The organism is Pseudomonas sp. S2_H01 (assembly GCF_054668305.1).
Genome location: NZ_CP162756.1, coordinates 4,475,387 through 4,493,311 on the forward strand (window position 1 = coordinate 4,475,387; position 17,925 = coordinate 4,493,311).

The 17,925-nt window shown below is 61.7% G+C and carries 16 protein-coding genes; 5 read left to right on the plus strand and 11 right to left on the minus strand.

Annotation, left to right across the window (positions count from 1 at the left end):
* Positions 1-23 precede the first annotated feature (23 nt).
* Positions 24-515, minus strand: coding sequence for a multidrug/biocide efflux PACE transporter (locus tag AB4N84_RS20105; protein ID WP_460042804.1), 492 nt, complete (start codon positions 513-515; stop codon positions 24-26).
* A gap of 108 nt (positions 516-623) precedes the next feature.
* Here AB4N84_RS20105 and AB4N84_RS20110 point away from each other — a divergent pair, with 108 nt between their 5' ends.
* Positions 624-1,511, plus strand: a complete 888-nt coding sequence (locus tag AB4N84_RS20110; protein ID WP_460042805.1) for a LysR family transcriptional regulator — start codon at positions 624-626, stop codon at positions 1,509-1,511.
* 62 nt (positions 1,512-1,573) lie between these two features.
* Here AB4N84_RS20110 and AB4N84_RS20115 read toward each other — a convergent pair whose 3' ends face one another.
* Positions 1,574-3,295 carry an acid phosphatase gene (locus AB4N84_RS20115; protein WP_460042807.1) on the minus strand — a complete coding sequence of 574 codons (1,722 nt, stop codon included), beginning with the start codon at positions 3,293-3,295 and terminating at the stop codon, positions 1,574-1,576.
* Between the two features lie 149 nt (positions 3,296-3,444).
* Positions 3,445-4,218, minus strand: coding sequence for a substrate-binding periplasmic protein (locus AB4N84_RS20120; protein WP_074755060.1), 774 nt, complete (start codon positions 4,216-4,218; stop codon positions 3,445-3,447).
* A 154-nt stretch (positions 4,219-4,372) separates the two neighbouring features.
* Between AB4N84_RS20120 and dnaX the strand changes: the two genes are divergently transcribed.
* The 4 genes from dnaX to recR all read left to right on the plus strand — a co-directional run bounded on the left by dnaX (position 4,373) and on the right by recR (position 9,030).
* Complete coding sequence (gene dnaX, locus AB4N84_RS20125) at positions 4,373-6,535, plus strand: DNA polymerase III subunit gamma/tau (protein WP_460042808.1); 2,163 nt, start codon at positions 4,373-4,375, stop codon at positions 6,533-6,535.
* Positions 6,536-6,602: 67 nt separating this feature from the next.
* On the plus strand, positions 6,603-6,929 hold the full coding sequence (locus AB4N84_RS20130) for a YbaB/EbfC family nucleoid-associated protein (protein WP_062385680.1): 327 nt from the start codon (positions 6,603-6,605) through the stop codon (positions 6,927-6,929).
* A 400-nt stretch (positions 6,930-7,329) separates the two neighbouring features.
* The gene (locus AB4N84_RS20135; protein ID WP_460042809.1) at positions 7,330-8,358 is read left to right on the plus strand and encodes an NADP-dependent oxidoreductase; all 1,029 of its coding nucleotides are present in this window, start codon (positions 7,330-7,332) and stop codon (positions 8,356-8,358) included.
* Between the two features lie 69 nt (positions 8,359-8,427).
* On the plus strand, positions 8,428-9,030 hold the full coding sequence (recR, locus tag AB4N84_RS20140; protein ID WP_074755055.1) for a recombination mediator RecR: 603 nt from the start codon (positions 8,428-8,430) through the stop codon (positions 9,028-9,030).
* Positions 9,031-9,185: 155 nt separating this feature from the next.
* Here recR and AB4N84_RS20145 read toward each other — a convergent pair whose 3' ends face one another.
* From AB4N84_RS20145 to ccoG, 8 genes are all read right to left on the minus strand, one after another.
* Positions 9,186-9,734 carry an adenine phosphoribosyltransferase gene (locus tag AB4N84_RS20145; RefSeq protein WP_074755053.1) on the minus strand — a complete coding sequence of 183 codons (549 nt, stop codon included), beginning with the start codon at positions 9,732-9,734 and terminating at the stop codon, positions 9,186-9,188.
* A 66-nt stretch (positions 9,735-9,800) separates the two neighbouring features.
* Entirely contained in the window at positions 9,801-10,535 is a 735-nt protein-coding gene (gene fnr, locus AB4N84_RS20150) for a fumarate/nitrate reduction transcriptional regulator Fnr (RefSeq protein WP_074755051.1), read from the minus strand.
* A gap of 120 nt (positions 10,536-10,655) precedes the next feature.
* The gene (gene hemN, locus AB4N84_RS20155) at positions 10,656-12,038 is read right to left on the minus strand and encodes an oxygen-independent coproporphyrinogen III oxidase (RefSeq protein WP_460042810.1); all 1,383 of its coding nucleotides are present in this window, start codon (positions 12,036-12,038) and stop codon (positions 10,656-10,658) included.
* A 214-nt stretch (positions 12,039-12,252) separates the two neighbouring features.
* A complete protein-coding gene (locus AB4N84_RS20160; RefSeq protein ID WP_460042812.1) occupies positions 12,253-12,936 on the minus strand; it encodes a sulfite exporter TauE/SafE family protein in 684 nt (227 codons plus the stop codon).
* Between the two features lie 165 nt (positions 12,937-13,101).
* Positions 13,102-13,317 (minus strand): cbb3-type cytochrome oxidase assembly protein CcoS, encoded by a 216-nt coding sequence (gene ccoS, locus AB4N84_RS20165; RefSeq protein ID WP_460042813.1) that lies wholly within the window; start codon positions 13,315-13,317, stop codon positions 13,102-13,104.
* Between the two features lie 40 nt (positions 13,318-13,357).
* Positions 13,358-15,808 carry a heavy metal translocating P-type ATPase gene (locus tag AB4N84_RS20170; protein ID WP_460042814.1) on the minus strand — a complete coding sequence of 817 codons (2,451 nt, stop codon included), beginning with the start codon at positions 15,806-15,808 and terminating at the stop codon, positions 13,358-13,360.
* A 55-nt stretch (positions 15,809-15,863) separates the two neighbouring features.
* Positions 15,864-16,397, minus strand: a complete 534-nt coding sequence (locus AB4N84_RS20175) for a FixH family protein (RefSeq protein ID WP_074755043.1) — start codon at positions 16,395-16,397, stop codon at positions 15,864-15,866.
* A gap of 12 nt (positions 16,398-16,409) precedes the next feature.
* The gene (ccoG, locus tag AB4N84_RS20180; protein WP_460042815.1) at positions 16,410-17,825 is read right to left on the minus strand and encodes a cytochrome c oxidase accessory protein CcoG; all 1,416 of its coding nucleotides are present in this window, start codon (positions 17,823-17,825) and stop codon (positions 16,410-16,412) included.
* Positions 17,826-17,925 lie beyond the last annotated feature (100 nt).

A 17,925-nucleotide genomic window follows, 5' to 3' on the forward strand; every position in this document is an offset into this window, starting at 1 on the left:
GCAATGTATACGCCTCACTTTTTTTAGCGATCAGCCTGAACGGTCTGGTGCGGTTTGGCCACAACCCGTTCGCGCACCTTGTCCCACGCCATGTTGAACAGCATCGTGTAGGGCAGGAACAACAGCAGCAATCCGATATCCAGCAGGAAGGCTTCCCACAGGCTGATCGACAGCCACCACGCCGCTAGCGGCACGACCGCGACGATCAAACCGGTTTCGAACGAGATGGCGTGCAGTGCGCGAGCCTTCAAGGTCATGGCAAAGCCGAGTCGTGCCCGCAGCCGGTCGAAACCTGCGTTGAAGACCATGTTCCAGAGCATCGCCACGGTGGAAATCATCACCGTCATCGCGCCCATTTTGCCGAGGGACTGACCGAGTACCCAAGCCAGTCCCGGCGCGAACAGCAACACACCGATGAGTTCGAACAGCAGCGCGTGCAGGGCGCGCTCTTTGACGGATTTCGCAGGGACAGCCGACTTTGCGGCCTTCTCCCTGGACAAGGCGTTAACAGGCATGACGCATTCACTTTGTGACGGGGCAGGCGTGCATTGTCACCGGGCGATGAACTAAAGTGAAAATCGTTGCCATCGGAAAAACCGATGGATGAGAAGATGAGCGTAAACATGAGCTATTCACCCGAAGCGCTGGAAGCGTTTGCCCAAGTCCTGGCCTTGGGGTCGTTCAGTGCGGCGGCGCGTCGATTGGGCAAGAGTCAGTCGACCATCAGCGAAGCCATTTCCCGGCTGGAAATCGATCTGGGCGTGGCGCTTTTCGACCGGTCGACCAAACACCCGACGCTGACGGAAGCGGGCAGGGCGCTGCAAGGGCGGATCGAAGAACTGCTGGCCGCGTCGGACAAACTGCGCCGGGCCGCAGGCCGACTGGTGGAAGGCATGGAGCCGCGCTTGACCCTGGTGCTGTCTGACGCCAACCAGTTCGCTGAATTCGAGGCGCGCATGGCCGAGCTCGATCAACGTTTTCCCGAGATTGAACTGGAGTGCGTGTTCGCCGAACACGGCGATGCGATCAACCTGATCCAGAGCGGTCGCGCCTCGCTCGGGCTGCTGTCGGCGCAGGCGAGCTATCCGCCGGAAGTCGGTTACGCGACGATTGCCGAACGTGCCGATTTTGGTCTTTTTGTATCGCACACCCATCCGCTGGCCTCCGAACCGGCTGTCGATTACCACAGGCTTGCGCAGCATCGTGCGCTGCGTCTGAACACCCTCGTGGATGAAAGTGTTCCCACCAACGACCTGCCCAGCGGCGCGCGCCGCAGCTGGTCGGCGCCGAACTACCTGTTGTTGATGGACATGGCGGTGTTTGGTTTTGGCTGGTCGGCGCTGCCGCGCTGGCTGGTGCGCGGCTATGCACAGGGTCGGCTCAAGGAGCTGCAGGTGCCGGGATGGCCGCGCAGTTCGGCAGTGGACGTGATCTGGTCGCGGCAAAAGAGCCTGGGGCCAGCGGGTGCGTGGTTGCTGGATACGTTGCTGGAGGGGCGAGGGGACTATTAGTAGACCGCTCGCAGGAAACGCTGATTCGGCGTTTCCTGCGAGCCTTCTTGGTCGCGCGATGATTACGCCGGGAATCTCAACGCGTTGGTCAGATCGCCCATTGGTGCCTGGCCGCGAGCGATCATGGCGTTGTCACGCTCGACGATGCCGTCGAGTTTTTCCAGCCCGTGAACGCGGGTGATCAGGCGCAGGATGGAGGCCGTGTCATAAACGGTATGGTCCACCGTGCCTTTGCGGGCGAACGGCGAAATCACGATGGCCGGAACCCGTGTGCCAGGGCCCCAACGGTCACCTTTGGGCGGAGCCACGTGGTCCCACCAGCCGCCGTTTTCATCGACGGTGATGACGATCACCATGTTTTTCCATTGCGGACTGTTGCGCAGCATCTTCACAGCGCGGTCGATGTGTCGATCACCGGCCGCGACGTCGGCGTAACCGGCGTGCATGTTCAGGTTGCCCTGAGGTTTGTAGAAGGTCACGGCAGGCAGTTTGCCCGCTTCGACGTCGGCGAAGAATTTGTTGGTGCCCGAATCATCCCCGAGGCCGCCGTCGCGCAGACGCTTATTGCGTTCATCAGCGTTTTGCGGACCTTGCTGCTTGAAATAGTTGAAGGGTTGGTGGTGGTACTGGAAGTTCGGGATCTTGGGGATGCCCGCCGAATCCCTGTACGCGTCCAGCGTCACCTGCCAGGCACCGGCGTACCACGCCCAGTCGACGTTCTTCTTCGACAGCTTGTCGCCGATGTGGTCATGGGTTTGCGGCACCAGCACGTTAGCCAGGTCGGGCTGGGAATAGTCCGGTTTTTCCTTGTCTCGCAGCCAGGTCGGCCAGTACGGCGGTGCCATGGTGTTCACCGCGTAACCGTCGGGGGTCAGCAGGCTGGGCCCGAATTGGGGCGGGCCGTCCATGGCACTGGCCGGGGATTTTTCCAGCGGCTTGAGGCGGGTTTCCAGCGGGTCGCTGCTTTCCAGCGTGGCGATCTGCGACTTGGCGGGCGAGTTGGCCGCGTCTGGGTAGAACGGCACTCTGGCGGACACCAGGTACTGGTGGTTGAGGAACGAGCCGCCGAAAGCGCCCTGGAAGAAGTTGTCGCAAAGCACGAACTCCTTCGCGACGTCCCACAAACGAAGGGAATACTGGGTCTGACCGTAGTGGCCCATGGTCAGGCTACCGGAGTCGGCCCATGCCACGAAGCCGTCGTTCTTGCCGCCATTGATCTGCATCTGATTCTGATAGAACACGTGCCACAGGTCGCGGGTGACCACGTTCAACGGCAGGTCTTCGCCACTGGGGCCTTTAAGGGCATACGGCGCGTTCGGCAGGTTTTCCTGATACTGCACGCCAGTGGCGTAGGTCACGCCATCGACGCTCTGCGGGCCAACCTGGCACACGCCGCCCCAGCACTGCGGCAGCTTGTCGAGCACGGCACCATTGCGGTCGCGCTGCCGGTAGTCTTCCGGCCTGACCGCCGACAAGGGTTTTTCCACGCCGGGGAAGTTAGCGAACAGGTTATTGAAACTGCGGTTCTCGCCGTAGATCACCACGATGGTCTTGATGTTGTCCTGCAGCGCCTTATCCAGCGCGGGACCGCTGAGCGAGGTTTCAAGGGTGGCGGACGTGCCATCGCTCGGCGTCTCGCTGGCGGTCACGACGCCACTCAAGGTGGCGCCAGCGCCCAGTACGGCAACGCCGCCGAGGAAGCGACGACGGCTGGTATCGGCGGGGGAATCAACAGAGTGATCGGCAGCGGACGGCTTGTTGGGGTCTTGTTGTTTGTCGCTCATCACGGCTCCTGATGCGGGATTCGAAGTGTTACTAATTATGTCGACGGAGCCTAATCCCGCAATGTGACGTTAATGCGACAGCTTGAAATGCTGGGTCCAGAGCCGTCCATGGCGTGCCGCAGCGACGTCCCGAGCCTTGGGCGTGGGTGTCAAGGCGCCGCTGCAGGCCGATCCGCTGGAAGGCCCGACACCGTGTTGTAGCGGCTCATGATCCGGTCGATCTCGCCCGACATGCGCATCCTCAGCAGAATCCGCATCAGGCGTTGCGCGGGAATTTGCGTGTCGTTGCGCACGATGCAACCCACCGGCTGTTCATCGATGACGGCGACGCCACGCAGTTTCTGATCGTCGGGCAGGTTGCGGTTGAACCAGTCCAGCGACCACTGATTGCCCACGGCGTAGCGGTAACGGTGGACTTGCAGTTTCTGCAGCACCTGGACTTCGCTGCGCGCGTCATCGCGCTTCAAGCGGTGGCTGTCGAAGGCGGTTTGCAGGGTCGGGTAGGCGTAACCGAGCACGGTGCCGATGGTTTCATCGGTCAGGGTGTCCGGTGCTCTGGGCGTGGCGTTATCCGGTGTGCTGATCAACAGATCGCGCTGAATCAGCAGCGGCAAGCTCCATGTGTAATCGCCGGAGAGGTTGGGCATCCACGATTGCGCGGCATAGCAGCGCACGTCGATGGCGCCCCGTTCGAGCGTGCGCTGAACGCGCTGAATCGGCACCACGCGGTATTCCGCCGACAGGTTCGCCTGCGCCGCCATGCTTTGCATGATGTCGAAGATGATGCCGCCGGTAGGTTGATGGTCGTCGAGCTGCACCAGCGGCATCGACCACGCATCGGCGATGGAAAACCGTAACGGTATTTCCTGCGCCCCGACGGACCCGCTCATTAGCAATAAAGCGCTCAGTGTCAGCAACCGCATGAGGTCCCTCGGTGTGAGCCGAAATGCTATTGGGCAGTGATGGCAGTCTAGCGGCAGATTGTTTATATGCGCGCGTTCATATTGCCCGGATGCAATTTTGGCCCCGCTCCGCTAGCATTAGCGGTCTTCCGCAACCCAGTCGCGACGGTTTTCAATGAGTTATCAGGTTCTTGCACGTAAATGGCGTCCGCGCTCGTTCCGCGAAATGGTCGGCCAGACCCATGTGCTCAAGGCCTTGATCAACGCGCTGGACAGCCAGCGCCTGCACCATGCCTATTTATTCACCGGCACGCGCGGTGTCGGCAAGACCACCATCGCGCGAATCATCGCTAAATGCCTGAACTGTGAAACCGGTATTACTTCCACGCCCTGTGGTGAGTGTTCAGTGTGCCGCGAGATTGACGAAGGTCGCTTCGTCGACCTGATCGAAATCGACGCCGCGAGCCGCACCAAGGTCGAAGACACCCGAGAACTGCTGGACAACGTGCAGTACGCGCCCAGCCGTGGCCGCTTCAAGGTCTACCTGATCGACGAAGTGCACATGCTGTCCAGCCATTCGTTCAACGCCTTGCTGAAAACGCTGGAAGAGCCGCCGCCCTACGTCAAGTTCATCCTGGCGACCACCGATCCGCAGAAGCTGCCAGCGACCATTCTGTCCCGTTGCCTGCAGTTCTCCCTGAAAAACATGACGCCCGAGCGCGTGGTCGAGCACCTGACCCACGTGCTGGGCGCTGAAAACATTCCGTTCGAAGACGACGCACTGTGGCTGCTCGGTCGTGCCGCCGACGGCTCGATGCGGGACGCCATGAGCCTGACCGACCAGGCGATCGCCTTCGGCGAGGGCAAAGTGCTGGCCACTGACGTGCGAGCGATGCTCGGCACGCTGGACCACGGCCAGGTGTATGACGTGCTCACGGCACTCATCGACGGCGACGCCCGCTCCTTGCTGGAAGCCGTGCGCCACCTGGCTGAACAAGGCCCGGACTGGAGCGGCGTGCTCTCGGAAATCCTCAACGTGTTGCACCGTGTTGCGATTGCGCAGGCCTTGCCTGAGGGCGTGGACAACGGCCACGGCGACCGGGACCGCGTGTTGGCGCTGGCCCAGGCCTTGCCGGCCGAGGACGTGCAGTTCTATTACCAGATGGGCCTGATCGGGCGTCGCGATTTGCCTTTGGCGCCGGACCCGCGCGGCGGTTTTGAGATGGTCCTGCTGCGCATGTTGGCGTTCCGCCCCGCCGACAGCGAAAACGCGCCGAGACAGCCGTTAAAGTCAGTGGGGATCAACCCGGCCACGGTTGATTCCCAGACAACGGTGGCCGGTGCATCGCCTGTTGCGCCGATACCGGCTCCGGCTCCGGCAGCATCAACGCCTGCGCCCGCTGCTGTTCTTGAACAGCCTGCACCCGTGACGCCATCCGCGCCCGCATACGCACCGGCGCCCGTCGCTGAAACGGTTGCGGCGTCAGCGCCGGTCGAAGAAGTGGACCTGCCCTGGAATGAGCCGAAAGCAGCGTCGCCAGTCAGTGAGCCTGAGCCGGCCCCGGCCGCTGTGGCTGAAGACATTCCCGAGCCCGTTCTCGACACCGTGGCCGAGCAGCCCGAGCTGACGCCGATGCCGACGCCCGCACCTGCGAGCCCGGTGCCGGATGCGCCGGAAGTCGAGTCGCAGGAGCCTATCCAGGCGGCCGCCGAGGTCGTCACCCCGGCGATGCTCGAACAGGTGCCCGACGCCGCGCCGTACGTGCCTGCGCCCATGGAACGTGACGACGAGCCGCCACCTGATGATGACTATTACGAGCCGGATGTCGACATTGATCCGGCGTCGTTCGCCTATCTGGACGACCTGGCCCACGACACGGCCGAGGCGGTGGAGAAAGAGCCTGAATTGCTCCCGGCTGCCAAACCGGCGACCGGCCTTGCCGCCGACTGGCTCGACCTGTTTCCGAAACTGCCGATTTCCGGCATGACCGGCAGCATTGCCGCCAACTGCACCTTGATGTCGGTCGACGGCGACAACTGGCTGCTGCACCTGGACCCTGCCCACAGCGCGCTGTTCAACTCGACGCAGCAGCGCCGCCTGAACGATGCGCTGAACCAATACCATGAACGCACCATCAATCTGAGTATCGAGCTGATCAAGCCCGAACAGGAAACCCCGGCTCAAGCGGCGGCGCGTCGGCGTGCCGACCGCCAGCGGCAGGCCGAGGCGTCGATCCACGCCGATCCGTTCATCCAGCAGATGCTCGAACAGTTTGGTGCCAGGATCCGTGAAGATACGATTGCACCCGTGGATGCTCCCGTTGTACAGACCCCTTAATTCCCGCAAGGCGCTAAGCTGATTTGGCGCCGCGCAACGACCCCATCGACGTTCGAGGAGAACTCCCATGATGAAAGGTGGCATGGCTGGCCTGATGAAGCAGGCCCAGCAGATGCAGGAAAAAATGGCCAAGATGCAGGAAGAACTGGCCAATGCCGAAGTGACCGGCCAATCGGGCGCAGGCCTGGTGAGCGTGGTGATGACCGGTCGTCACGACGTCAAGCGCGTTAGCCTGGACGACAGCCTGATGCAGGAAGACAAGGAAATCCTTGAAGACCTGATCGCCGCAGCCGTCAACGACGCCGTGCGCAAGATCGAAGCGGCCAGCCAGGAAAAGACCGCCAGCATGACCGCTGGCATGCAACTGCCGCCAGGCATGAAGCTGCCGTTCTGACCGAGCGGTTGTTGCGGCACCCGAATGCCAGGCCCAGTGCCTGGCATTTTTGTAAGCGTTTCTAGACGACCGACGGATACTCTCCGGGCGGCGTAAACCCTGTGGGAGCGAATTTATTCGCGATTGGCCAGCCGGCTCGACACATTCCTGCCGCCTGAACCATTTTTCGCGAATGAATTCGCTCCCACCGCAATCAAGCGTCTGGTCTGTGATGGCTGAGTCGATTTCATGGATGCCTCTGTCGTCAAGCCTCGCTGCTACGGGTTACCCCTCTCGTTGCTTGGGGTGTTTTCTGCGTTCATTACGTGTCTCATACTGCCGCCGCATCCAACCGAACCGCTCCCGAGCGCTGCGGTCTGCTTTCTATAGCCTGTCACTCATCGATAAAGGAACCGCTCCGATGTCGCAAGAACTGATCCTCAACCAGCGTGTCGTCCTGGCCTCTCGTCCCCAAGGTTCGCCGACGCCGGAGAATTTTCGGCTTGAGCGCGAGGCACTGCCTGACGTGCAGGACGGCCAGGTTCAACTGCGCACGCTGTACCTTTCCCTCGATCCCTACATGCGCGGTCGCATGAGTGACGCGCCGTCCTATGCGCCGCCGGTGGAAATCGACGCCGTCATGGAGGGCGGGGCAGTCAGCGTGGTCGAGCAATCGCGCAACCCGGCGTTCAAGGAAGGCGATCTGGTGGTCGGGCAAACCGGCTGGCAGACCCACAGCCTCTCCGATGGCAAGAACCTGATGCAGGTGCCTAAAGACTTGCCGAGCCCGTCGATGGCCTTGGGCGTGCTCGGGATGCCGGGCATCACGGGTTACATGGGCTTGATGAACATTGGCCAGCCCAAGTCCGGCGAAACCCTGGTGGTCGCTGCGGCGTCCGGCGCGGTCGGCTCGGTGGTCGGGCAAGTTGCCAAGCTGCACGGTCTGCGTGTGGTCGGAATTGCCGGTGGTATCGACAAATGTCGCTATGTCATGGACGAATTGGGCTTTGACGCTTGTATTGATCACAAAAGCGAGCATTTTGCCGAGCAACTGAGCGAGGCCTGTCCCAGCGGCATCGACATCTATTTCGAACTGGTGGGCGGCAAGGTCTTCGAAGCGGTACTGCCGCTACTGAACCAGCACGCCCGCATACCGCTGTGCGGCCTGATTGCTCAGTACAACGCCCAGCGCCTGCCCGACGGTCCGAATTACCTGCCGCTGCTGATGCGCACGCTGTTGACCAAGCGCGCGAAGATTCAGGGTTTTATCGTCTACGAGGAGTACTACCATCGCCTGGAAGAATTCATGCAGGCCATGGTGCCGTTGGTGAAGGACGGCAAGGTGAAATTCCGCGAAGACGTGGTCGAAGGCCTGGAGCACGCGCCGGATGCCTTCATCGGCATGCTCGAAGGCAAGAACTTCGGCAAGCTGGTGGTGAAGGTGTCGTAAGCGTGATTTGACGCTCACCGGAGGCGCGGGTATAAACCGCGTCTCGTGTATTTGTCGGACCTTTCCCCAATGAGCTTCAGCCCACTGATTCGCCAGTTGATCGACTCCCTGCGCATTCTGCCTGGCGTCGGTCAGAAAACCGCTCAGCGCATGGCATTGCAGTTGCTTGAGCGCGATCGCAGCGGTGGCTCACGCCTGGCTCAGGCGCTGAGTCAGGCCATGGAAGGCGTCGGACACTGCAAGCAATGCCGCACCCTCACCGAAGAAGAACTGTGCCCTCAGTGTTCCGATGTCCGTCGGGATGACACGCTGCTGTGCGTGGTGGAAGGCCCGATGGACGTGTATGCCGTCGAGCAGACGGGTTATCGCGGTCGCTACTTCGTCCTCAAGGGGCATCTGTCGCCGCTCGATGGCCTCGGGCCTGAGGCCATCGGTATCCCGCAACTGATGGCACGGATCGAAGAGCAAGGCACGTTCACCGAAGTGATCCTGGCGACCAACCCGACCGTGGAAGGTGAGGCCACCGCGCATTACATCGCCCAGTTGCTCAACAACAAGGGCCTGATCACGTCCCGGATTGCCCACGGCGTGCCGTTGGGCGGTGAGCTGGAGCTGGTGGACGGCGGCACGCTGGCGCATTCCTTCGCAGGGCGCAAGCCAATCCAGCTTTGACGTTAAAAGCTTTGACGTTTGGCCCAGCACTGTAGGAGCCGGCTTGCTGGCGAACGCGTCGGGTCAGCCACATCCAGGGTGAATGACACACCGATTTCGTCGGAACGCCGCCCGCACCGAGCCGGCTACAGTTTCGTCCGCTGACAGGGCCGGCCTTATTTATCCGTCAGCGCAAACTGCGTCAGGCAGAACGTCGGGATTTCCATGTCTTGCAGTCGTTGCGAGCCGCCCAGCTCAGGCAGGTCGATGATGGCGGCCGCTTCGTGCACCTTCGCGCCCATGCGGCGGATGAGGTTGGCGGCTGCGATCAGCGTGCCGCCCGTGGCAATCAGGTCATCGAACATCACCACCGCGTCGCCGTCGCACAGGCTGTCGGCGTGAACTTCCAGAAACGCTTCGCCGTATTCGGTCTGATAACCCTCTGACAGCACGTCTGCGGGCAGCTTGCCCTGTTTGCGGAACAGCACCAGAGGTTTGTTGAGTTCGTAGGCGATGATCGAGCCGATCAGGAATCCGCGGGCATCCATGGCACCCACGTGGGTGAAGTCCGAGTCGATGTAACGCTGCACGAAACTGTCCATCACCAGGCGCAGCGCCTTGGGCGATTGAAACAGCGGGGTGATGTCGCGAAAAATGACGCCAGGCTTGGGGAAGTCCACCACGGGGCGGATCAGGGATTTGAAGCTGAATTCGTCGAAAATCATCGAAAGGTCTCGGGCAGGAGATACACGCAAAGAGCGTAGTTTAAGCCTGCCCGGCCTGTGTCGCCATCAGCTTTCCAGCGAACCGCCCGCCAGCGCGCACAGCTGGATGGGGTCAAGAATGTGGATTTCCTTGCCTTCGGCGGCGATCAGCGCGTTCTGCTGAAAGCGGGTGAACACCCGGGACACGGTTTCCACGGCCAGGCCCAGGTAATTGCCGATTTCGTTGCGCGACATGCTCAAACGGAACTGATTGGCTGAAAAACCGCGCGCCTGGAAGCGGGCCGACAAGTTGACCAAGAACGTGGCGATGCGCTCGTCCGCGGTTTTCTTGGACAGCAACAGCATCATTTGCTGGTCGTCGCGGATCTCGCGGCTCATGACGCGCATCAACTGACGACGCAGTTGTGGCAATTGCACCGACAGCTCATCCAGACGCTCGAAGGGGATTTCACACACCGAGGTCGTTTCCATGGCCTGGGCGGAGACGGGGTAGGCTTCTGCGTCCATGCCTGATAGTCCGACCAGTTCGCTGGGCAGATGGAAGCCGGTGAGCTGCTCTTCGCCGCTGTCGCTCAAGCTGAAGGTCTTCAGCGCGCCGGACCGCACGGCGTAGACCGAGTCGAAGGTATCGCCCTGACGAAACAGGAACTCGCCTTTTTTCAGGGGGCGGCCACGTTTGACGATTTCGTCGAGTGCATCCATGTCTTCAAGGTTCAATGACAGCGGGAGGCACAACGGGGCCAGGCTGCAATCCTTGCAGTGAGCCTGGGTATGAGCGCGCATCTTTACTGGCTCAGACATCGGGTAATTCCTTGTAATAAAACACACATAAGTCGTAAGGGTAACCCACGGGTCAGGGCCTCGACTAGCACGCGCCCTCCATGGCGTGAAATGGATTCCTGCTGCTTAAACAGAAACGTCCTAGATCACTCGCGAAAACCGCTGACGGTTTTGAACGCTCATATAGGCGTCGAAGACCATGCAGATCGAGCGCACCAGCAAGCGGCCGGCGGGTGTGACACGGATGCCGTTGCTGTCCAGGTGAATCAATCCGTCTTTGGCCATCTGCAGCAACCTGGGCCAGATTTCGCTGAAGTAGCCGCGAAAATCGATACCGAACTCATCGTTGATCGGGGCGAAGTCGAGCGAGCAGTGACAGATCAACTGCTGAATGACCGCTCGCCGTATGCGGTCGTCGTCGTTGCAGATCAGCCCTCGTTTGGTCGCCAGTTGATCGCTGGCGATCAGGTTCTGGTACTCGTTGAGGTCGTTGCTGTTCTGCGCGTACAGATCGCCGATCTGGCTGATGGCCGAGACCCCCAGGCCGATCAGGTCGCAGTGGCCGTGGGTGGTGTAGCCCTGGAAGTTGCGCTGCAGCGTGCCTTCTTCCTGAGCGATGGCCAGGTCATCATCGGGCAGGGCGAAATGGTCCATGCCGATGTAGCGGTAACCGGCCTGGGTCAGTTGCTCGATGGTGCGCTGCAGTATCTGCAGTTTGTGTTCGGCGCTGGGCAACTGCGCCGTGTCGATGCGCCGCTGGGGCATGAAGCGTTCGGGCAGGTGTGCGTAGTTGAACACCGACAGACGATCGGGTTGCAGGGCAATGACTTCGTCGACCGTGCGTGCGAACCCCTCGGGTGTTTGCAGCGGCAGTCCGTAGATGAGGTCGATGTTCACCGAACGAAATTGCAGCGTGCGGGCAGCCTCGACGATCGCGCGGGTTTCATCCAGGCTTTGCAGGCGGTTGATAGCGCGTTGTACCAGAGGATCGAGGTCTTGCACGCCAAGGCTGACGCGGTTGAATCCCAGCTCACGGAGCAGGCCCATGGTCGACCAGTCCGCCTCGCGAGGGTCTATCTCGATGCCGTAATCGCCGGAGTGGTCGTCCAGCAAGGTGAAGTGCTGGCGCAGGTGCGCCATCAACTGACGCAGTTCGACATGACTGAGAAAGGTCGGCGTGCCGCCACCGAAATGCAGCTGTTCAACCACCTGACGCCCGTCGACGTGGCGGGCGATCATCTGGATCTCCTGTTCCAGTCGCTGCAGATAGACGTGAGCGCGGCTGCGATCCTTGGTGATGACCTTGTTGCAGGCGCAGTAGTAGCAAATGTTGGCGCAGAACGGGACGTGCACGTACAGCGACAACGGGCGCACGGCTTTGCGGCTTTCACGCAGCGCATGCAACAGATCGAACGCGCCCACCTGCGTATGAAACTGCACGGCGGTGGGATAAGACGTATAGCGCGGCCCGGTCAGGTCGTAGCGACGGATGAGTTCAGAATCCCAACGAAGGTCGTCGAGCATGCGGGCATTCCCGAAAAGGCTGGCGGTGAAGGCAGTTTAGGGAGAGCGGGTCGAGCCACTATTGACCTGGATCAATGGATGGCCGACATCCTCAGTGGGAGCGAATTCATTCGCGAAAGGTCGGGGAGGCGACAGAGGTCCAGCGACCCATCCTGCCAGTTGCGAATGAATTCGCACACAGGAAGCTAACGCGCCGGAAGGGGTGGGTTAGTGCTCAATGCCCCATCAACCAGTGCTGATGCGGTCCGGGCAGCGTCCACAGGCCAAACACAATCACCAACAGTCCCCCGGCGACGCGCACGCCTCGTTTTCGCAGCAGGGCCGTGGTGCGTTCGGCGGCAAGGCCGGTGGCGATCAGGACGGGCCAGGTGCCGATCCCGAACGCCAGCATCAGCAGTGCACTGTAAAGCGCATTGCCCTGACTCGCCGACCAGAGCAAGGTGCTGTAGACCAGCCCGCAGGGCAGCCAGCCCCATGCCGCGCCGAGCAGCAATGCGCGCGGCAGGCTCGACACCGGCAGCAGTCGGCTGGCAACCGGCTGAATGTAGCGCCATAGCCAGCGTCCCAACCCTTCAATGCGTGTCAGACCGCTCCACCATCCCGCCAGGTACAGGCCCATGGTGATCAACAGCACGGCAGCCATCACCCGCAGAATCATTGCACCGGGGCTGTTGGCGACCGCCCAACCCGCCAGGCCAATCAACAATCCCGCGCAGGCGTAGCTGAAAATGCGCCCGACGTTGTAGGCCAGCAACAGGCGCAAGCGTCGGCTGCGTTGCTCTTTGGGGATCGCCATCGTCAACGCCCCCATCAGACCGCCACACATGCCCAGGCAATGCCCGCCGCCGAGCAGGCCGAGAATCAGGGCCGAGAGCAGCTGGGGGAGGAGATCAGGCATGCATGTGGCCCGAAGGTGCTACAGCGATGACACCGACGCCATCGCGGGCAAGCGCGCTCCTACAGTTGACGTGCCGTGCGCAGATCCTCGCACCAACACTGCTCCCCTGTGGGAGCGAGCTTGCCCGCGAAGAGGCCAGCCGCTGCACCGCAAAACCTGAATTCATCACCCGATATTCTTCTCGTCCGCTTTCTGACCGTTTTTCCCCGACGCTTCATCCACGCCAGCCTTGTGCCCCGGATCCTGATCATCGAACAGAATGCTGTGCGCCGGGCCGTCGAGGTCGTCGTACTGACCGCTGTCCACGGCCCAGAAGAACACGTAGATCGCCACGGCCACGATCAACAGGGCCACCGGGATCATGATGTATAGCGCGGGCATTGAGCCTCCGAAATCCAGGGCGTGTGGAGCGAGAACGGGTTCATGCCGGCAATGGCCGGTGGCTGTCGACCCACCCGGGCGTGGGCTTATCGACCTTCGTGCGCGTCAGACGCAGCGCATTGAGCACGACGATCAGCGAGCTGACGGACATGCCCGCAGCCGCCCACAGAGGCGTGATCCAGCCCAGCGCGGCGAATGGCAGCATGAGGCCATTGTAGAGCGCCGCCCACCACAGATTCTGCAGGATGACGCGGCGCGTCCGCCGAGCAAGCGTGAACGCCTGAACCAACGCCTGTAAGCGATTGGACAGCAGCACCGCGTCGGCAGTCGTTTTCGCCAGATCAGTGGCAGACCCCATGGCAACACTGATGTCAGCGGCCGCCAGGACCGGCACGTCGTTGATGCCATCACCCAGCATCAACACCTTGTGCCCCTGAGCCCTGAGCTGTTGCAGGATCTGCAACTTGTCATCCGGTCGCAGGCTGCCGCGCGCCTCGTCGATCCCCAGCTGTTCGGCCACGCTGGCGACCATCGGCGAGCTGTCCCCGGACAGCAGCAAGGTCTTCCAGCCACGCTGCTTGCAGGCCCGGACCAGGGTGGCCGCGTCATCGCGCAACCGATCGTCCAGCACCAGCCATGCCAGCGCCTGAGTCTCGTCGCCCAGCAACAACCATTGGCCGGGTTCGTCCGGCATGCTCGGCACGGGGCTGTCACTGAGCGCACAGACGAAATCTGCCTGGCCAATGCGCAGTCGTCGCGTTCCGACGCGTCCCTCAAGCCCCAGGCCCGGCGTGCTGAGCACGTCGTCAGCCATCAGCGGCGTGCTGCCAAATGCACGGGCGATAGGGTGTTCCGAGCGGCTTTCGAGCGCCGCCGCCAGGCTCAGACAGTCGTCACTGCCCAGCGGTCCCAGGCTGCGGATTCCCCTGAGCGTCAAACGGCCTTCGGTCAGCGTGCCGGTTTTGTCGAAGATCACCGTATCGATCTGATTAAGCCCTTCCAGCACATGCCCACGTGTCAGCAGCAGCCCGAGGGCGTGCAGCGTGCCGGTGGCGGTGGTCAACGCCGTGGGTGTCGCCAGTGACAGCGCGCACGGGCACGTCGCGACCAGCATGGCCAAAACGATCCAGAATGCCCGGCTGGGGTCCAGTTGCCACCACAGCGCCCCAATGACGGCGGCGGCGATCAGCGAGATCAGCAAGAACCACTGCGCCGCGCGATCAGCGACCTGCGCCAGACGCGGCTTTTGGGACTGGGCACGCTCGAGCAACCGGACGATGGCCGACAGTCGGGTGTCGAGGCCCAGGGCGAGGACTTCGACGGTCAGCACGCTTTCGACGTTCAACGTGCCCGCGGTCACGGCATCGCCGGGGACGCGCGGGTGAGGCAGGTATTCGCCGGTGAGCAGCGATTCATCGATGCTCGATTGACCGTGGACGATACGACCATCGGCGGGCAATACCGCGCCGGGATGCACCAGCACCTTGTCGTTGAGCCGCAGCTCACTGAGCAGAATCCGCTCGCTCTGACCGTCCTCGTTCACACGCAGGCATGACGCCGGCAGCAGATTGATCAATTGTGCGGTGGCGGCGGCGGTGCGTTCTAGAGCGCGCCGTTCCAGGTAGCGTCCGGTCAGCAGGAACAGCGCGAACATGCCCACCGCGTCGAAATACAGCTCGCCGACGCCGGTGATCGCCGTCCAGATGCCCGCCACGTAGGCCAGGCCGATGGCCAGCGACACCGAGACATCCATCGTCAGATGACGTGTGCGCAGGTCTCGAAAGGCGCCTCTGAAAAACGGCGCGCAGCTGTAGAACACGATGGGCGTGGTCAGAAACATCGCCACCCAGCGCAGGATGGTGTGCATTTCAGGGCTGAGGTCGATGTTGAATTCCGGCCACGTCGCCATCGTGGCCATCATGGCCTGAAACCACAGCAGGCCGGCAACTCCCAACTGACGCAGGCTGCGCCGGTTGTCCTGAGCCAACTGTTCGCTGGCCTCGTCGGCTTGCCAGGGATGGCCTGCGTAACCAATGCTGCGCAGTTCATTCAGCACCTGGCTGAGTGGCAGGGAGGCGTCTTTCCAGCGCAGGTAAAGCCGGTGACTGGACAGGTTCAGGCGTGCTTCGACGACGGCAGGCAGCGTGCGCAAATGGCGCTCGATCAACCAGCCACAAGCGGCACAACTGATGCCTTCGATCATCAGCGTGGTTTCGGCCAGGTCCTCGTCGTGATGCACGAAAGGTGCCTGCACGTCGGGCCGGTCGTACAGCGCCTGCTCGTCGAGCAAGTGTGACGGCAAGGCTTGCGGATGGGTCGAGGCTTGGCTGCGGTGGGCGTAATAGCTTTCCAGCCCGCCCGCGACGATGGCCTGTGCCACGGCCTGACAACCGGGGCAGCAGAATTCACGGGCTTGGCCGAGTACGACAGCGGTAAAACGACCTCCAGATGGAACGGGCAGGGCGCAGTGGAAACAAGGCGTTATGACCACGGATCATTCCCACGCGCAGCGTGGTGAAGAGGGTCGTGACGCTCGATGGTCATTCTCACTTCTTTTCCGCACCTTGAATCGGCTCGTCGCCCAGGATCAAGTCCTTGTCGCGGGTAATGGCTTCTTCTTCGAACAGGCGCCAGGTCTGGCTGTTTTCCACGCCCAGCAGTTCGACGAAGCGCCGGCCTTCGACCTTGTCGCTCATTTGTCCGACATAGCGACCCGGCTGGGCAGGGTTGCGCGCGAGCACGATCTTGCGGTCCTTTTCCGGTTGAGTCGGCGAGATCAGGTTCAGGACCAGCGTTTCAGGGCGGCTGTTCCCCGTCAGTCGCAGGTCGGCTTCGCCGGTGACGTCATCGAGGGTCACGGTCGCACGCAGTTTCAGTGTCTGGGCAAGCAGCTCACGGTCCAGCGAGCGGTTGATTCCTTTGCCGGCTTCGTAATAGTTGTCGTTGACCAGGTTGTCAGGGTTGTTGACCGCAATGGTCACCATGGACAGCGTCAGCGTGACCGAGCAGGCCAGAATGCCGATGATGATCCACGGCCAAAGATGCTTGTACCAAGGGCTTGAGGCGGTTGCTGCGGTCATGTCTGACATCTCTTAACGAACGTGTGGGCCGATGAATCGGCTCTTGGCTTGAATTTCGGTGCCGCTGTTTTCAATGTCCTTGAGGGTGAACGTCACCTCGTTGGTGCTCGACGGCAGCTGTTCCGGAGACACCGACAGCTCGACCGGCAGGGTGAAGATTTCACCGGCGGCGACCTTGATCTCGCGTCGCCCTTGCAGTTTCAGGTCCGGCAGGCCCGTAGCGTCGAGGACGTAGGTGTGATCGACCTGATCCTTGTTCATCACCTTCAGGCTGTAGACGTTTTCGATGCGCCCTTCGGCGTTTTCGCGGTACAGCACGCGGTCTTTGCTGACGTCGAAGCCCACCAGCGATCGCATGAAGAAGGCGCCCGTCAGCGCGCCGATCATCACCACCAGTACCACCGCATAACCGATCAGGCGCGGCCGCAGTGTGTGTGTGGTTTGTCCGGACAGGTTGTGTTCGGTGGTGTAGCTGATCAGGCCGCGAGGGTAGTTCATCTTGTCCATGATGGTGTCGCAGGCATCGATGCAGGCGGCGCAGCCGATGCACTCGATCTGCAGGCCGTCGCGGATGTCGATGCCGGTCGGGCAGACCTGCACGCACATCGTGCAATCGATGCAGTCGCCCAGTCCGTTCGCCTTGTAATCCAGCTCCTTTTTGCGCGGGCCCCGTTTCTCGCCACGACGTGGGTCGTAGGAGACGATCAGGGTGTCTTTGTCGAACATCACGCTCTGAAAGCGCGCGTATGGGCACATATAGATGCACACCTGTTCGCGCAGCCAGCCAGCGTTGCCATAGGTGGCGAGGGTGAAGAACCCGATCCAGAAATAAGACCAGCCATCGGCCTGACCGGTGAAGAAGTCGACGGTCAGGTCGCGGATGGGTGAGAAATAACCGACGAAGGTCAGGCCTGTGACAAGCCCGATCAGCAGCCACAGGCTGTGTTTGGCCAGTTTGCGGGTGAGCTTGTTGGCGCTCATCGGCGCCTTGTCCAGTTTCATGCGCTGGTTGCGGTCGCCCTCGGTGACCTTTTCGCACCACATGAAGATCCAGGTCCACACGCTCTGCGGACAGGTGTAACCGCACCAGACGCGGCCCGCGAACACGGTGATGAAAAACAGCCCGAAGGCGCTGACGATCAGAATGCCGGACAGCAGGATGAAGTCCTGTGGCCAGAACGTTGCTCCGAAAATGTAGAACTTGCGTTCGGGCAAATTCCACCAGACCGCCTGGTGTCCGCCCCAATCGAGCCAGACGGTGCCGAAGTACAACAGAAACAGCACGATCCCGCCGCCGATCCGCAGGTTGCGAAACAGTCCGGTGAACGCCCGGGTGTAGATCTTCTCCCGAGAGGCGTAGAGGTCGACGGTGTCATCGTCTTTTTTGGCCGGCGGCGTGACGTTGTGTACCGGAATCTGGTTGCTCATCGCAGCATACTCATCGAGGCGTGCTCATTGAAGCGTTCCACGGCGGTGGCTAAATGCCTCGGTCAGTACGTGCCGGCCGAGGTCATTGGGTGGTGTCATG

Excerpts from the sequence above, each read along its gene's own strand:
- dnaX (WP_460042808.1), top strand. The coding sequence starts at position 4,373 with ATGAGTTATCAGGTTCTTGCACGTAAATGGCGTCCGCGCTCGTTCCGC.
- ccoS (WP_460042813.1), bottom strand. The coding sequence starts at position 13,317 with ATGCCCGCGCTATACATCATGATCCCGGTGGCCCTGTTGATCGTGGCC.
- AB4N84_RS20110 (WP_460042805.1), top strand. The coding sequence starts at position 624 with ATGAGCTATTCACCCGAAGCGCTGGAAGCGTTTGCCCAAGTCCTGGCC.
- AB4N84_RS20145 (WP_074755053.1), bottom strand. The coding sequence starts at position 9,734 with ATGATTTTCGACGAATTCAGCTTCAAATCCCTGATCCGCCCCGTGGTG.
- hemN (WP_460042810.1), bottom strand. The coding sequence starts at position 12,038 with ATGCTCGACGACCTTCGTTGGGATTCTGAACTCATCCGTCGCTACGAC.
- AB4N84_RS20115 (WP_460042807.1), bottom strand. The coding sequence starts at position 3,295 with ATGAGCGACAAACAACAAGACCCCAACAAGCCGTCCGCTGCCGATCAC.
- AB4N84_RS20160 (WP_460042812.1), bottom strand. The coding sequence starts at position 12,936 with ATGCCTGATCTCCTCCCCCAGCTGCTCTCGGCCCTGATTCTCGGCCTG.
- recR (WP_074755055.1), top strand. The coding sequence starts at position 8,428 with ATGAGCTTCAGCCCACTGATTCGCCAGTTGATCGACTCCCTGCGCATT.
- fnr (WP_074755051.1), bottom strand. The coding sequence starts at position 10,535 with ATGTCTGAGCCAGTAAAGATGCGCGCTCATACCCAGGCTCACTGCAAG.
- AB4N84_RS20120 (WP_074755060.1), bottom strand. The coding sequence starts at position 4,218 with ATGCGGTTGCTGACACTGAGCGCTTTATTGCTAATGAGCGGGTCCGTC.
- AB4N84_RS20105 (WP_460042804.1), bottom strand. The coding sequence starts at position 515 with ATGCCTGTTAACGCCTTGTCCAGGGAGAAGGCCGCAAAGTCGGCTGTC.
- AB4N84_RS20130 (WP_062385680.1), top strand. The coding sequence starts at position 6,603 with ATGATGAAAGGTGGCATGGCTGGCCTGATGAAGCAGGCCCAGCAGATG.
- AB4N84_RS20135 (WP_460042809.1), top strand. The coding sequence starts at position 7,330 with ATGTCGCAAGAACTGATCCTCAACCAGCGTGTCGTCCTGGCCTCTCGT.
- ccoG (WP_460042815.1), bottom strand. The coding sequence starts at position 17,825 with ATGAGCAACCAGATTCCGGTACACAACGTCACGCCGCCGGCCAAAAAA.
- AB4N84_RS20175 (WP_074755043.1), bottom strand. The coding sequence starts at position 16,397 with ATGACCGCAGCAACCGCCTCAAGCCCTTGGTACAAGCATCTTTGGCCG.